General features: G+C 39.3%; 13 protein-coding genes. 4 read left to right on the top strand and 9 right to left on the bottom strand.

The annotated features are described in order from the left end of the window. Nucleotides 1-208 precede the first annotated feature (208 nt). Together QNI22_RS14405 and QNI22_RS14410 are read left to right on the top strand one after the other, a co-directional pair. Entirely contained in the window at nucleotides 209-2,821 is a 2,613-nt protein-coding gene (locus QNI22_RS14405; RefSeq protein WP_314511554.1) for a glycoside hydrolase family 31 protein, read from the top strand. A 35-nt stretch (nucleotides 2,822-2,856) separates the two neighbouring features. Then, nucleotides 2,857-3,426, top strand: coding sequence for a pentapeptide repeat-containing protein (locus QNI22_RS14410; RefSeq protein WP_314511555.1), 570 nt, complete (start codon nucleotides 2,857-2,859; stop codon nucleotides 3,424-3,426). Nucleotides 3,427-3,456: 30 nt separating this feature from the next. On the opposite strand, the gene QNI22_RS14415 is transcribed toward QNI22_RS14410, so the two are convergent. The 5 genes from QNI22_RS14415 to msrB all read right to left on the bottom strand — a co-directional run bounded on the left by QNI22_RS14415 (nucleotide 3,457) and on the right by msrB (nucleotide 8,871). Continuing rightward, nucleotides 3,457-4,218, bottom strand: a complete 762-nt coding sequence (locus tag QNI22_RS14415; RefSeq protein ID WP_314511557.1) for a sensor histidine kinase — start codon at nucleotides 4,216-4,218, stop codon at nucleotides 3,457-3,459. 90 nt (nucleotides 4,219-4,308) lie between these two features. After that, nucleotides 4,309-4,626 (bottom strand): thioredoxin family protein, encoded by a 318-nt coding sequence (locus QNI22_RS14420; RefSeq protein WP_314511559.1) that lies wholly within the window; start codon nucleotides 4,624-4,626, stop codon nucleotides 4,309-4,311. Nucleotides 4,627-5,019: 393 nt separating this feature from the next. Then, nucleotides 5,020-6,879, bottom strand: a complete 1,860-nt coding sequence (locus QNI22_RS14425) for a sigma 54-interacting transcriptional regulator (protein WP_314511561.1) — start codon at nucleotides 6,877-6,879, stop codon at nucleotides 5,020-5,022. 135 nt (nucleotides 6,880-7,014) lie between these two features. Then, entirely contained in the window at nucleotides 7,015-8,190 is a 1,176-nt protein-coding gene (locus QNI22_RS14430; protein ID WP_314511562.1) for an App1 family protein, read from the bottom strand. Nucleotides 8,191-8,334: 144 nt separating this feature from the next. Beyond that, the gene (gene msrB, locus QNI22_RS14435; RefSeq protein WP_314511563.1) at nucleotides 8,335-8,871 is read right to left on the bottom strand and encodes a peptide-methionine (R)-S-oxide reductase MsrB; all 537 of its coding nucleotides are present in this window, start codon (nucleotides 8,869-8,871) and stop codon (nucleotides 8,335-8,337) included. A gap of 187 nt (nucleotides 8,872-9,058) precedes the next feature. Between msrB and QNI22_RS14440 the strand changes: the two genes are divergently transcribed. Next, a complete protein-coding gene (locus QNI22_RS14440) occupies nucleotides 9,059-9,490 on the top strand; it encodes an energy transducer TonB (protein WP_314511564.1) in 432 nt (143 codons plus the stop codon). 73 nt (nucleotides 9,491-9,563) lie between these two features. On the opposite strand, the gene QNI22_RS14445 is transcribed toward QNI22_RS14440, so the two are convergent. The 3 genes from QNI22_RS14445 to QNI22_RS14455 all read right to left on the bottom strand — a co-directional run bounded on the left by QNI22_RS14445 (nucleotide 9,564) and on the right by QNI22_RS14455 (nucleotide 11,938). Next, nucleotides 9,564-10,106, bottom strand: a complete 543-nt coding sequence (locus QNI22_RS14445) for an NUDIX domain-containing protein (protein ID WP_314511567.1) — start codon at nucleotides 10,104-10,106, stop codon at nucleotides 9,564-9,566. Nucleotides 10,107-10,188: 82 nt separating this feature from the next. Continuing rightward, nucleotides 10,189-10,770, bottom strand: coding sequence for an acyl carrier protein phosphodiesterase (locus QNI22_RS14450; protein ID WP_314511568.1), 582 nt, complete (start codon nucleotides 10,768-10,770; stop codon nucleotides 10,189-10,191). A 136-nt stretch (nucleotides 10,771-10,906) separates the two neighbouring features. Continuing rightward, nucleotides 10,907-11,938, bottom strand: a complete 1,032-nt coding sequence (locus QNI22_RS14455; RefSeq protein WP_314511572.1) for an MBL fold metallo-hydrolase — start codon at nucleotides 11,936-11,938, stop codon at nucleotides 10,907-10,909. Between the two features lie 678 nt (nucleotides 11,939-12,616). Here QNI22_RS14455 and QNI22_RS14460 point away from each other — a divergent pair. Continuing rightward, on the top strand, nucleotides 12,617-12,889 hold the full coding sequence (locus QNI22_RS14460) for a hypothetical protein (RefSeq protein ID WP_314511575.1): 273 nt from the start codon (nucleotides 12,617-12,619) through the stop codon (nucleotides 12,887-12,889). 55 nt (nucleotides 12,890-12,944) lie between these two features. Here QNI22_RS14460 and QNI22_RS14465 read toward each other — a convergent pair whose 3' ends face one another. After that, the gene (locus QNI22_RS14465) at nucleotides 12,945-14,984 is read right to left on the bottom strand and encodes a kojibiose hydrolase (RefSeq protein ID WP_314511577.1); all 2,040 of its coding nucleotides are present in this window, start codon (nucleotides 14,982-14,984) and stop codon (nucleotides 12,945-12,947) included. Between the last annotated feature and the right edge of the window lie 131 nt (nucleotides 14,985-15,115).

The raw sequence follows: 15,115 nt of genomic DNA on the forward strand, positions 1-15,115 counted from the left end.
TAACTGAATATTAATTCAACGCTATCTGTGATCTGTATATCACAGGTAGCGCTTGTCTTTTCAATAGCTATACCATCCACTTATTTCAAACATTCTGAAGATCCAGTCGTTGAAGGAATAAATACTTATATCCTGAAGTAGGTATATTCTTTGTGTGTATGCAAAGAATAGATAACTTTATTCACTTTTGTCTAATTCCTTATCTGATATGATCTCGTCGACTTCTTTTGTTTCTGCTCATACTATAGATCCTGTAGCGAATCCTGATGCAATGATCATTCGCGGTGATGTCCGGTTTACTATACTGACATCACAGATGATTCGTATGGAGTGGGCTCCTGAAGCTACTTTTGAGGATTCTGCCTCTTTTGTATTTATCAATCGGAATATGCCAGTGCCTCCCTATACGATAGAAGAGAATGGTGAGTGGCTGATTATTCATACAGAGAAGCTGTTATTAAAGTATAAAATAGGGTCTGGAGAGTTTAAAGAAGATAATTTGTCTATTGGGTTAGACTTGAGTGGCAGACAGATCAGGTGGCAGCCAGGCAAGGAAGATACAGGTAATCTGAGAGGTACAAATCGTACACTGGATAGGGCGGAAGGTGCTGTAGAGATTGAGCCTGGCATCTTGTCAAGAGATGGGTGGACAATTGTGGATGATTCTGAACGGCCATTACTGGCTGAAGATGGAGATTGGGCATGGATAAAAGCACGTCCGCAACGTAATCGTCAGGATTTGTATTTCTTCGGGTATGGACATAACTATCGGCAGGCTCTATATGATTATACACTAGTAGCTGGAAAGATTCCTATGCCTCCACGGTTTGTTTTTGGCTTCTGGTGGTCACGCTACTGGCCTTATACAGAAGAAGAGATGCGCCATCTGGTAAAAGAGTTTCAGATTCATAATGTTCCTGTCGATGTGCTTGTGGTGGATATGGACTGGCACACTACCTTTCTGAAAGACTGGTGGAAGAAAGAAAAGGATCAGGCAGGAGAACGAAAAGGGTGGACAGGCTTTACCTGGAATAAAACGCTTTTTCCAAGTCCCAAAGCATTTCTGGACTGGACTAGAAAAAAAGATCTGAAAGTGACATTGAATCTGCATCCAGCCTCAGGGATTCAGCCACACGAAGACGCCTATCCGGCAGTAGCAAAAGCTATGGGGATAGATCCGGATTCTCAAAAATATGTTCCCTTTGACATTGTTGACAAAAAATTTGCTCAAGCCTATCTGGATCTGGTATTACGGCCTCTGGAAGAAGAGGGTGTAGATTTTTGGTGGCTGGACTGGCAACAATGGAGTACTACAAACATACCCGGTATGAGTCCAACGATGTGGCTTAATTATGTGCATTATGCAGATATGGAGCGACAAGGCAAAGTACGTCCATTAATTTTCCATCGCTGGGGTGGACTAGGTAACCATAGATATCCGATTGGATTTTCTGGCGACTCAGTTTGTGTATGGAAGTCCCTTGATTTTCAGCCTTATTTTACAGCTACTGCAGCCAATGTTGGCTGTGCATACTGGAGCCATGATATAGGTGGACACATGCCTGGACCAATATCGCCTGAATTATTTCTGCGATGGCTACAGTTTGGGGCATTTAGTCCTGTGCTACGTACCCACACTTCTAAAAATGCCAACGCCGAGAGACGTATATGGGCTTATCCACATGAGTATTTTCTGATGATGCGTGAAGTGATTCTCCTTCGTTATGCGCTGATCCCATATATCTATACAGAAGCCCGTAAAACATATGAGACAGGGGTGGCTTTTATGCGTCCTATGTATTATGATTATCCGGAAGCAGAAGAAGCATATACATTTACCCAGCAATACATGTTTGGTGATAATATGATTGTAGCACCAGTTACAGAGTCGGTATCAGACTATAACAGACTCGCCAAACAAAGAATATGGCTTCCGGAGGGTACCTGGGTAGAGTGGTTTAGTGGACAATATTTTGTTGGACCAAGGGTGATTGAACGTCATTTTGATTTAGATGAGATTCCTTTATATGTACGGGCTGGTTCTGTTATTCCAATGATGAGTACGCAAAAAATAACTCCTGTAGCTGAGAAACCTTTGGAGCATCTGGTACTGACCGTACTACCAGCCCGGCATGGTGAAACCCGTTTGTATGAGGACGAATACAATACTAATGGTTATTTGGAAGGGCGATATACCTGGACTTCCATAGCTCAACACATGCCAGATGATGATACATTGATCATACGCATTAATCCGGTTGAAGGGGCTTATCCATCTGGTCCTTCTGAACGTAGTTATCAAATTCATGTACGTGGCATTTTACCACCTAAAGCCATATATTGCAACCAGAATGAGGTCCCCTATGAGTTTATGGAAGAAGATGTAGATTCTGTAGACTTTCACTGGCAGTATGAAGGCAATCAGATTGCTACAATTATTACGCTGGATAAGCTTTCTGTACATGAGCCTGTAGAAGTTGTTTTAAAGCTTCAACCTATTGATAATCTGGATTTACTCAACGGTGTACAAGGCAAGATTTCTCGTCTGAAGAAAGTAATGCATTTGCTTAATAAGCATGCTACCAAAACAAAAGACTGGTCCCCGGACTTTTTGGTAGAAGCTGCACAGGCTGGAAACCGGATGTCATTACGTCCAGAGACCGTAATGCAGGAGCTACTAAAGATTGAAGATATTGTACCTAAAGTAATTCAGGAAATTTATCCGGTGGAAGGAGATAGTGGCGCAGAAAAGCTTGCTGTTTTGCAACTTAAAACATTACTTAAATACGATTCTGGTTTGTTTGCTCCTCGAAAAGGATAGCAACTGGAATAAATTTTATATCAGAACTGACGTCAATGGAATTAACACACCAGAACAAAACTTTTGAGAAAGTAATCTATTCAGGAAAAGATATTCGCAATAGAGAGTTTGAGAAATGTGCCTTTCATTCCTGCGATTTTTCTGAAAGCCATTTTAGTTCAAGCCGCTTTAGCGATTGTGTTTTTATAAATTGCAATCTGGCAATGATGAAGCTAACCCGATGTACTATACATAATGCTTCTTTTAAAGATTGTAAACTGATTGGGGTAAATTTTAGTACTTGTGAAGATTTTCTCTTTAGTGTTCGGTTTGAAAATTGTGTGCTGGACTATGCCTCCTTTGTTCAGAAGAAGATGCCAAAAACGCATTTTGTGAACTCCTCACTCAAACATGTGGCATTTGGTAATACAGACCTGCATCATGTGGTATTTGCCAATACCGATCTGGAAAATGCTGAGTTTGATAGAACCAATCTGAAAGATGCTGATTTGGTAACAGCCTATAATTATATTATTGATCCGGAAAGGAACCTATTAAAAAATGCCCGTATCTCATTATTTGGAGCTGCGGGCATTTTAGCAAAATATGGTATTAAGGTAGAATAACCAGAAAAGTTAAGATATACTCTCTCTGTCTTATGAGAAATGATTGGGTATTGTAACTTTAACGGTGGTACCTTTGCCTGATTCTGATTTTAATGTGATGGTGCCATTCATCTGATGAACGGCCTTCTGTACAAGAAACAGCCCCAAACCTGAACCATTGGATGCATGAGTACCCCGGTAAAACATCTCAAAAACTTTAATCTGTTGTTCCTGAGGGATACCTATGCCATTGTCCTTAATTAAGATCTGAAGGTCTTTAGCACTACATTTAACATGTACTTTTACTGTCGGTTTTTTGTTAATCAGATTGGCATAGTTAATACTATTGGATACAAGACAATTAAGAATAATCCGTAGCCGAAATAAATCTGTTCTAACGGGACAGTCTCCTGAAATCTGTGTAGTAATTTTTAGTTTATGATAATTATTCAAATCACTTAGTTCCAGAATTTCCCGCTGTATAATAGTACTCAAATCTGCATTTTCAAGTACAGATGTCTGGTTTTGCATCCGGGAAGAATATACAAGATCCCGGATAATGTCCCTCATACGATTGATGCGTCCACGCATCATATGAAGATATTGGCTGGCTATATCACCATGCTCTAGTTCTATCAGATCTATCAGGCCCAGGATAGAACTAAGAGGAGCATTGAAATCATGGCTTAGGCGATATGTCAGTGTATTCAACTCAAATGTTACTTTTTCCAGTTCTTTAGACAGGGATTCCCAGTTAATAAACTGTTGGTGGTTAGCAATCTGCATCGCTTCTGGTTGATCTACCTCTTCCATAGCAGTTAAAAAAAATAGGGTTGGAAAGTTTAGGTTTATAGTTTAATTAGTAATGAATACAATCTAGCTGCTCATCTAGTCACTCGTCTTTTAATTGCTTGACAAAAGGGAGGTAAGTTTAGTTACCAGTGTATCTTTTGTAATCACATCTTGTAATAAGTCCTGTAATACTCCATTTTCAAAAACCAATACACAGGGAAGTGATATCCCATAGCGCTCACAAAGCATTCCGCAATGCAGCAGGTTGATTTTGAAAAAATTAACATCATTATGAGTTTTGTACAATTCTTCCAGTATAGTGTCAGTGTCGTTTGAATGACTGGAATAAGGATTATAAAAATGAACGATCTGTAGCCCGTCTGTCTGAATTACCTCATTGGAGAAGTCCAATTCTGATATCTTTTTCATGTCCTCGCTGTTTTTAGTTTTGTATAGTTATTGAGATACTATATTATAAAAATCGTGCCATTTTGTGTAAGTGTTTATTTTACAGATGGTTGAGGTGGTTTCTGTAGGTTCTTTGTGGGCGAAAAATGCTTACAAAAGAGTTTTTGCTTTTATTTAAGCATTTTTATCCAGATGGATAGGTGGATTGAAAAGTATAAAGGCAGGTAGGAAACAAGCTAAAAAAATATTCCTTAAAAGATCCAGTGCCTATATTGGCTAAGTACAATTAATGCCTTCTTCTCAGTAATTTTTCTTTGCTTGGTTTAAAAACAGTTATACCTGAATGATAAAATTTTTTTTCAAAAAAAGGAGAAAAGAATAATTGCTTAAATTTAAGCAAGCAAAGAGGAAATATTATTTAAATTCATGTAACCGGTTGATACCCAGCTTTCTCATGCGGGATTGGAGTGTTTTGTCATTTATACCCAATAGTTTACCTGCCCCCTTAGGACCAGTTACACGTCCTTCTGTACGTTTAAGCGCTTCAAGAATATGTTTTCTTTCGTGGTCTTCCAGTGTATCAAATGCTGTTTCAGAAAATATATCTGGCGAAATGGTATTCGCAGGGTTTTGAAACCATGCATCCATTTCCAGTTTGGAACCGGTACTTAAAACGATAGCCCGTTCGATTGTATTTTTCAACTCCCTGATATTTCCTGGCCAGTTGTAGCTTTCCAGTTGTTGCAGAGTCTTTTTGGGAATAACAGTGATCTGCTTTTTTGTCTTGGCATTGTATTTATTTACAAAGTACTTTACCAACAGTGGTATATCTTCTTTCCTTTCGCGTAAAGGCGGATTTACAATAGGAAAGACATTGAGTCGATAGTACAGATCCGCACGGAAGCTTCCCTTTTGTACAAGTTCTTCCAGATTGCGATTGGTAGCAGCTATAATACGTACATCAACCTTGTGTGTGCGATTGCCTCCCAGGGGTTCAAATTCACCTTCCTGTAAGACTCTCAACAGCTTAGCCTGCAGTTCCATTGGCAGATCTCCGATTTCATCAAGAAAGATGGTTCCCTTATCTGCCAGTTCAAATCGTCCGATTTTTTTTGTATAAGCACCTGTAAAGGCTCCCTTTTCATATCCAAACAATTCACTTTCGATCAGATTGGCAGGAAGTGCTGCACAGTTGACTTTTATCAGTGGCTGATTAACGCGTGGACTTAGGCGGTGTATGGTGTTTGCTATAAGACTTTTACCTGTACCCGTTTCACCTAACACCAGAACAGTTGCATCAGTAGGTGCTACCTGTTCTACCTGTCTAAGTACTTTTTTATAGGTATCACTTATTGAAATTATATCCTCGTACCGGAAACTTTCCTGCAACTCTTGTTTGAGCTGAAGGTTCTCTTCTACTAGTGATTCTTTTAGTTCTTCTACTTTAGCCAAAGCTTCCTGAAGATCTTGTTCAGTCCGTTTTCGTAATGTGATATCAGATATAATACCTACAATTCTGACTGCTTTATCCTGTGCATCCCATTCAAAAACATTGGCTTGTAGAAATAGCCAGATATAGTTACCATTCTGGGCTTTGAAACGGAGTTCGGTATAAAAGTCACATTTAGTATGAAGACAATCCCTTACTTTGTTCTGAACCCTGGTTCGGTCTTCCGGGTGAATGAACTCCATCCATTTTTCGTACGCATGACTAAATTCATCGCATTTATATCCCATAATGTCAAAGCATTCCTGGCTATAGTATACCTCATTAGTATGAGCATTCCAGTCCCAGAAGCCTATTTTAGCAGCTTTGGTAACCAAGGAAAGGCGTTCCTGATTGACCTGCATAATTCGCTGGCCTTGTACCTTATCTGTAAGGTCTGTACCAATGCACCAAAGATGAAGGCCTTCAAGCACAAAATTATTCCGAACATGGTAGTTGACGGACAAATATCTTACAGAACCATCTTTGGCTTTGATTTCCCCTTCCCAGTAACAGTAGGGAAGAGTAGTGTTCGGGTTATCCCATGCTTCTGTGATACTTTTTAGTATAGGTGTATGACCAAATAAGTTTTTAGCCAGTATTGTAGTATCCTGAAGTTCCTTTGAGGAATATCCCAATGTTCGTTCACATTCCTTATTCCAGCACGTAATAGTCTGATTGGGAGAGATCGCAAAGACAACCACAGGAAGTTCTTGTATAAGTTCCTGAAGAAAAGTCTGGTTAACAAAAGATAACAAGTTGTTAGTCAATGTGGATGATGCGCTCATCTGCTAATTGAAACATATTAAGATAGTGTTTAAGTTAGAAAGTTCTGATCAGAAAAACTAGACTTTTTTGGAAAAAGGGCAGGTTTGACTGCCAGGACCAAAGAAGCAGATGTATGATTTTATAGAAAATTTGTTTTATCCTTTCTCTTCTGTCATGTTGTCAGACTGAAGAATAGATGAAGACACATCTTTCTTTGTTTCGGATATCTCTTCCTTTACTTCTGAAATCTCTTCTCTGGCAATCCATCCATTGGCTGCTGCATGTTGGGCAGCTGCCTCTGTATCCGGGATCAAAAACATTGGAACACTGGAATTAGCTATACTAGAGATAATGGTTTCTACTTCAAGATCACGTTTGTCTTTACTAACATCCCGAATATAAATAGCCAGGATACGTCCGGGATAGTCTAATACTACCTGCCGATAAATTTCCGGATCATGCTGACCACTATCTCCTATCAGTATAAATGGCAGATTGGGATACATAGACATGATGAGTTTGATTTGTGCCAGTTTATGGGTGTGGTGTGAGGCGCCACCTACCTGGGTTCTGCTTATGCCAATATCTTTGAGCATTAATGGCCCTTGTGGGATTTTCTGCCAGTTAAAGAACTCTGTCAACATATCAAACAGGTTCCAGGGACTGCTCGAAACATAAAAGATAGGATTAAATACACCTGCTGAAGTCCCTTTCTGCAATGCCTGATAAAAAGAAGCAACACCTTCAAATGGCAATCGTGTGCGTGCGTTGTAAAAAAACGCCAGTTTGGCCATGCGAAGTTTGTGAGTGGCATTGGATACCAATACTGTATCATCAATGTCTGAGATTACGCCAAATTGTGCTGATGTTGGAGGTATCAGAATATCTGCAGCTGTTATAGCAGGTTCATCTGCTGTTTGTGTGACCAGGCGTAAGTCCAGTTTTCCCCATATCATGACAGAGGAGTTGGATTGGGGAAGATCTTCGAGCTGAAATGTAAAATATCCTTCTTCATCTGTTGTGGCGATATGAAGGCTTTCATTCCATCGTAATTCTACCTGGACACCTGCCATTTCATGGGTGCTAAATCGTCTATATGTATCTCTCAGATTATGCCATCTGGATGCTCTGTCACGAGGCGTGAATGTAAATGGATTACGTATTACTCGACCTTTTAAAAACAGAGAAGTTCCATTGCTGAAACCTGTGTAGGGTACAATCCGGATTCCTTTTATTTTCTGTAAAGGTTTTCGAAAGCGATTGCGCACTGCATCAAAACCTTCTTCTATTGCTCCAAGCAAATTAAAAAAGGCATTTTTTACTGATGACATAGGCTGTTAGGTATTTGTTCTGGTACTATAAATATACATGTGTTTTTGATTTTGAATACATTTATTGTGCCAGCTCAAAAAAGTATAAAAAATACCTGTTCTATTATAGAGAACAGGTATTGGAAGTCATGCTAGATATATTGTTTATTTCTCGTCAAAGAGGAGAGCAGCTGAGTTTATACAATAACGAAGACCTGTTGGAACAGGTCCGTCTTCAAATACATGACCAAGATGTCCATCACATCGGCTACAAACTACCTCAATCCGATTCATACCATAACTCTCATCTTTTATTTCTTTGACATTGGTCTGTGCAATTATATCATAAAAACTAGGCCATCCGGTACCTGATTCAAACTTGGTTGCTGAAGAAAATAAGGGTTGATGGCAACCAGCACACAGGTAAGTACCCTCTTTTTTATTTTTGAGCAAAGAACCACTAAATGCAAATTCTGTCTTTTTCTCCCGTAAAACAGCGTAGGCTCCTGGCTTTAGTATTTTCTCCCATTGTTCATCGGATAACCGCACTTTCCCATCTTTTCCAGGCTGGAGCAAAAGTGTATCGACGTAAGAAATATCACTACCTTCCTGCTGACTATTAGCAGATTGGCAATTTGTTAGCAGAATGCTTATAAAACTACAAACAACTAGGAAGAATAGAATAGATAGGTGGATTCTCATAATATCTTGTTTATATGGTATAATGAGGTGATACTAAGGTTTTATGCTTAAAAATGTACGAAGTCTGACAGTCTCCGGATTTCATTTATTATGACATTTACTACATAGATAATGTATTGCAGTAAATGTAAAAGCAAGCTGATTTTCTATTTCGGATATTTGTATTGTATTATTATTTACTACAACTATGAAAGCTGATTTTCAGTTTAATGCCTGGGCAAAGATTTATGGCACTATGTGTCTGGCCGGATTAGGTATGGCATTGCCTGCAAACGCACAGACGGCTTCGGCTCCTAAGGCAGATCTCATCTTTGTAGATGAGGAGGCACACCCAAAGAATGGACTAGATGCTTTTTACAAACATGTACGTGAAAATCTGAAATATCCGGAAGCGGCATTGTCTGCGGGGGTACAGGGACGAGTATTTGTACAGTTTGTAGTATTAGCCAATGGTTCAATTGAAGATATAAAGGTAATTCGTGGTATTGGTAGTGGCTGTGATGAAGAAGCTATTCGTCTGGTACAAAGTTCTCCGGAATGGTTACCCGCCAAGTATCATGGAAAAGCCATTGCAACAGAGGTATCTTTACCCATCCGTTTTTCAACAACGAAAGAATAAAATTCCATTTTTTATAGCGAAACCAATTGAAAGCAGAGTCTGAAAAGATTCTGCTTTCTTATTGTACTATATCTTAATGGATATTGAGAATACGTGAGGCTTTCAAAAGTCCCGCTATGCTTAGAGAATCTGTGATCTGATTCTGCATAACCATCTCAATGGCTTCCTTCAAATGCACTCTGCGTAAAATCAATTCTTCTGTCTCTTCTGGCTGACTTTCACCTGCTGTTAGCTGTTGTGCCAGATAAATGAATCCTTCTTCATTACAGACAGAGTTAGAAGTATGGATACGGCTGATTAATGTCCATTGTGAGGCGGTAAACCCTGTTTCTTCTTTCAGTTCTCTCTTTGCGGATTCGAGCGGATCTTCACTTAGCGGACCTCCGCCTTCCGGAATCTCCCAAGAATATTCATTGAGTGGATAACGATACTGACCTACCAGCCAGGTACAACCTTCTTCATCTACTGGTACAATACCGATAGCTTTGTTTTTAAAGTGTACTACACCATAGATTCCATTGCCGCCACCAGGGTTTACAACCTGGCTTTCTGTTACCTGTATCCAGGGATTGGTATAAATTTCTTTTGTAGAAAGCGTTTTCCAGGGATTTTCCATTATGGATTAATTTATCATTGCTAGGTCGCAAAGATATAACCATTTTTCTTTGTACAACTATTCAATGAGTATATGGCCTCAGTTAGGCTGCTTTCACACGATCAACATGTTGTACCAGATCAGGAAAAAATTCACGAAAATTTTCCTGATAAAAATCATAGTCCTTTTGAAGGTCATCTACTGCGTGTTCCATTCCTGAAGCAAATTTTGTGCGTTTTGCTGTGTTGGTAAGTGTGCGGTTTATACCTTCCAGTGTTCCATAATTGACCAACCAGTTTTGCCGTTTCATCGCATGTACTACTGGAAGCATATCTATCGGGAGTAATTCTTCTTTTTCGGTCAGAAACTGATAGATCTTGGCTGCAAACTGTTCTAAGGGTTCAGGATGGTATTGTTGCCAATGAGTAGCCAGGAAATGATCATAAAACACATCTGTAATTACACTGGCATAATGTCTGTAAACAGGAAAAAGCTGATGTTTAGCTTTCCTGACTACAGGATGAGAATCTGTGAAAGAGTCGATCTCTCTGTGTAATACTATACCTTCCCGTATTTTCTGAGGTATATCTTCTCTGATTCGGCCTGTAATGAAATCGGCCATTAGGTTGCCTATCATTGCCTCATCGAAAGTACCAGATAGATACAAGTGTGCCAGAAAATTCATGCAATCAGATGACGCAGTTATACATTGAAAAAGGAAAGATATAATTTTTTAGTCTCTTTTATCGAAATTCTTTAGCAAAAGGCTTCTATATTCCTGTAGCATCCTTCATGTTGCTATTGCTTTGCCTTTTAGTACATTAAAATTTCCACCACATTTGATTTGGATACGCTTCTCCCAAATAAATAGGCTCACCAATTTTAGGAGTAGTCAGTGGCATATTTTCTTCTTTTGCTTTTTGTACTACTCGTTGGATAGGTTCATTCCACGCGTGATTGGCGAGTACAAATTTTCCCCAATGTACAGGTAGTAGCGTTTTGGCTTTCAGATCTTGGGCTGCTTTCACAGTTTCTTCCGGAAACATATGTATGTAGGGCCAGTCCGATCCATATTGGCCTGACTCCAGCATAACAATATCAAACGGACCATACTTATCGCCAATGGATTTGAAGTGGGTATCATATCCTGAGTCACCACCTATATAAATGGTTTTGTCATAAAGCTGCAATACAAAAGATGTCCACAAGGTTTTATTTCGAACCAGCCCTCGTCCAGAGAAATGCCGGGCTGGGGTAGCTATAAGATGAATGCTATCCGCAATGTTCTGGTGGTCCCACCAGTCGAACTCAACGATTCTGCTGACAGGAATTCCCCAGAATTCCAGATGAGAGCCTACACCCAGTGCTGTATAAAATGATTTTACTTTTGGCGCAAACTGAGTTATGGTTTTATAATCCATGTGATCATAGTGATCATGGGTGATAATTAACATATCAATGTTTCCAAAGTCAGAGACAGTATAAATATCTGATCCTGGAAATGATTTTCCGAAATATGACACCGGAGATGCATACCCACTAAATACCGGATCTACCAAAATACGAGTGCCCCGATATTGAATCAGATAAGAAGAGTGTCCAAACCAGACAATCGTAGGTTTGTCATCGGATAGTGTGTGTAGATCTGTTTTGACTGAAGGAATCAAAGCAGAAGGAGCTGTGTCTTTGGGCTTGTTGAAATAGTCCTTCAGCATCTTTGTCATGGATGCATTTTTGAGTGTAACCTCTGTCGGCGATAGATTCTGAAAGATTCCATCTTTGTAATTGGACGATTGGTTGATTTTTTCAAGTCTCTTTCCTTCCGGATTTCTGCCAAATGTTTTTTGTCGCATAAATAGAAATACTGTAATACCTAAAATAGCAAACAGAAGAAAGAGAACCCTGAGTATTCTTCTGATGATTCGCATAGGAGATGAAGTGAAAATTTAATGTGGTTAAGATAATGCAGGTAGACGACTACAGTATGCCTAATATTGTATTGTATGAACTGTAATAACTGTACAGTTAACAGAAGCATTCTTTTTGATAGCTAGATTAGGTATAGGAAAAATAAATAAGTAAATAAAGAGGATGTTACTCAGTTATTTGTGAATATGGAAATGAAGTAGTTTTTTGCAGTAGTTTTCACAAAGCCGTCTGTAGATGAAAAAAAATCTACACTATGCTTTAATTGCAGTTGTAGGTATTTTGTTTACCAGTTGCGCCTCATCGTATAAGCCCATAAAACCTCCTTCAGTAAGTTATATTAAAACAGTTGAGGATAGTACTATTACTTTCTCATATCAATACAGGGCTTTACGTATAGCTGGGAACGGTAAATATGCCAGGAAAGAAGATAAAAAGGGAGTAGAGGTCGTTGTTATAAAAAAAACAACCGTTCGGATTAATCTGTTACTTTTAATAAGAATCTTAAGCTATATGCTGGAGATCAGGAAATTAAGACTTTAGACCCTCTTTTTGCCTACAAACAACTCAAACAAAAGAGTGCTATCTATCTGTTGTATGCACCTTTGACACTTCTTCGACCGTATTTCTATTCTACTGATTCATATGGTCATACCACTGTCACTAATAGCTTTCCTATTGGTTATGTAGTTGGTCCAGGTCTTGTGATTCGTAATATGATGGTTGCAGGTAATGTTAATAAGCGGTTTGTGGAAGAGTTAGGTAAATATAGTCTGATCAATCGTGAGATAAAACCTGGTGAAACAGTATATGGTTTGGTTTTTACTTATGATCCATTATCTGTTAGGATTAAACGCTTGTTAATGGGTTTTAACTAAGGGTTATCAAAAGGATGTTGTAATTGCTCACAACATCCTTTTGATACATACCTTATTATCTTACAACAAATGTTTTTTTGTCCACTCCAATCCCTTTTAGGGTTAGTGATTTCCATTGGGCAGGAATCTTGGTTTTTAACTGCACAATACCCGCTTTGGTGATATCAAGTCCTCCAAATCCATTAAGAAGTGTCTGAAGGAATCCTCCTGCACCTGTGGCAAAATAAGGATTGGTGCCGCCAGCAGTCTCGGCAATTACTCCAAAGGGAGGTACTTCATTAGGTTTATAAGTTTGGCTAAACAATTGATATGCTTTTTCTGTATTTCCCAAGCGCGCATTGAGCAGACATAAAATAGCAAAGCTCATTGCCGGACCATTTTTATCCATACGAGCCTCATAATAATCCAGATCTTTTTTGAGTTGAGTTATATCGGTAACCACTTTAAGAGGGTAGGCCAGTAAGTTTACATCAGCCTGTTTGATTATTTCACCATTATAGGTTGCATGTTCACGAGTTACTCCATTGTCCAGTTTTAGAATAACCAGGCCTGTTGCTACTTCTACCCATTTGGGATTAGGTGTCACACCTAGTTCTCTGGCAGCCTCTGCTGCATACCCCAGCACTTCTTTCGCCATACCGTTGGTGAATGCATTGTCATCTACATTCTCTGCGTATTCATCTGCACAGACTACATTAATGATGTGATACTTCCCATCATTCCCTTTCTCTGCACGGCTTGCCCAGAAGTCTGCTACTTCTTTTAATAAAGGATATCCACGATCTCTTAGCCATATCTTGTCTTTGGTAACCTGATAGTATTTCCAGAATGCAAATCCTATGTCTCCTGTGATATGGTGCTGGAAGGGGCCAGTAAGTGCCCATACGGGAGTAGATTCCTGTCCTTCATTATCCGATTCCCAAGGAAACATAGCTCCTTCGTAACCGTGGCTGAAGGCATTGTTTTTCGCTTCTTCAAGTCGTTGGAAACGGTATTCCAAAAGAGATTTGGCAATTTCGGGATGTAGTACCAGCAGAGGTGGATACATCCAAAGTTCGGTATCCCAGAATACGTGTCCATTGTAGCCTAGTCCGGATAAACCCATAGGGGAGAGGCTATAGGCTGTACCTTCACGAGCAAAAGAATAAAGGTGATATAAAGCAAAATGTACATCCCGTTGTACATATGCGTCTCCTTCAATCACTATATCACTTTCCCAAAGTTTGTTCCATGCCTCTGTGTGTCGTTTTTTAAGACGTTCGGTACGTTCCAGAGCTGCAAAGATTGTGAGTCGTTCGGCTTCATTGTGTGGATCTGCTACATGTTCACTGGATGTAGTAGATCCAACTACTGCAAAGCGATAGGTTTGCCCTGCTTTTAGCTGAATGGTAAACTTAAGTCGATGTAATCCGTAATCCCATTCTTCATGGATAAGTGCTGGCTCTTTGCCCCGTTCCTCTTCAAAGATAAAACTGTTAGATGCAGCTACTGTATTTTTACCTGTAGGACTTTTTGCTACAGAGGTAATCAATGGAATCAGAGAATGTGGACGATCAATAAGGTGGTAGAAGTTTTTGACATCCCGAAGCATATCTGGTGCAGATAAAACGCTATGAGGGGTTACTGATACATCCTTTTTGGCTGTGATTTCCACTTCCATCAAAGCTGTATGAGGCAGATGCCTCAAGGCAGAGATAGTCTGTTTAACAGAAATTTTATCGGTGTGGTCAAATGTTGTGGTCAGTGATGCATGTTGCATATCCAATGTCTGAGCATAATTTTGAATGCGTTTCCGATCCAGACGCTGCCCATCTACATCCATGTCCATATTGGCAAAATCAAAAGTCTTCATAATATTTGATACCCGACCTCGTCCATATGTATCAAAGGCACCATTCAATACAATGTCTTTTACTTTAAGTGGTTCCGCAGAAGACACAATACCAATCATACCATTGGCAACTGTAACACCATAATAATTATTAGGGTCTATGTTCTTTGCCTGTACATGCCAGACAGAGTTCGAAACATCTTGAGCTATACCCGAGAGACTCAGAAGAAGAAATACACTCAGGTGAGTTATTTTTTGGATCATAAGAAGAAAGAATTGAATGAAATCCGGTGATTAAAAATAGGTAAGAGAAGGAAGAATCCAAAAAGTCTTTTGTAAAAAGAAAGGATATCTCTTAGTATGCCATAGGCTATTTTTGGGAATATGATTTTCGT

The organism is Xanthocytophaga agilis, from assembly GCF_030068605.1.
Classification (GTDB): Bacteria; Bacteroidota; Bacteroidia; order Cytophagales; family 172606-1; genus Xanthocytophaga; species Xanthocytophaga agilis.

Excerpts from the sequence above, each read along its gene's own strand:
- QNI22_RS14465 (WP_314511577.1), bottom strand. The coding sequence starts at position 14,984 with ATGATCCAAAAAATAACTCACCTGAGTGTATTTCTTCTTCTGAGTCTC.
- QNI22_RS14425 (WP_314511561.1), bottom strand. The coding sequence starts at position 6,879 with ATGAGCGCATCATCCACATTGACTAACAACTTGTTATCTTTTGTTAAC.
- QNI22_RS14420 (WP_314511559.1), bottom strand. The coding sequence starts at position 4,626 with ATGAAAAAGATATCAGAATTGGACTTCTCCAATGAGGTAATTCAGACA.
- msrB (WP_314511563.1), bottom strand. The coding sequence starts at position 8,871 with ATGAGAATCCACCTATCTATTCTATTCTTCCTAGTTGTTTGTAGTTTT.
- QNI22_RS14445 (WP_314511567.1), bottom strand. The coding sequence starts at position 10,106 with ATGGAAAATCCCTGGAAAACGCTTTCTACAAAAGAAATTTATACCAAT.
- QNI22_RS14405 (WP_314511554.1), top strand. The coding sequence starts at position 209 with ATGATCTCGTCGACTTCTTTTGTTTCTGCTCATACTATAGATCCTGTA.
- QNI22_RS14430 (WP_314511562.1), bottom strand. The coding sequence starts at position 8,190 with ATGTCATCAGTAAAAAATGCCTTTTTTAATTTGCTTGGAGCAATAGAA.
- QNI22_RS14440 (WP_314511564.1), top strand. The coding sequence starts at position 9,059 with ATGAAAGCTGATTTTCAGTTTAATGCCTGGGCAAAGATTTATGGCACT.
- QNI22_RS14450 (WP_314511568.1), bottom strand. The coding sequence starts at position 10,770 with ATGAATTTTCTGGCACACTTGTATCTATCTGGTACTTTCGATGAGGCA.
- QNI22_RS14455 (WP_314511572.1), bottom strand. The coding sequence starts at position 11,938 with ATGCGACAAAAAACATTTGGCAGAAATCCGGAAGGAAAGAGACTTGAA.
- QNI22_RS14415 (WP_314511557.1), bottom strand. The coding sequence starts at position 4,218 with ATGGAAGAGGTAGATCAACCAGAAGCGATGCAGATTGCTAACCACCAA.
- QNI22_RS14410 (WP_314511555.1), top strand. The coding sequence starts at position 2,857 with ATGGAATTAACACACCAGAACAAAACTTTTGAGAAAGTAATCTATTCA.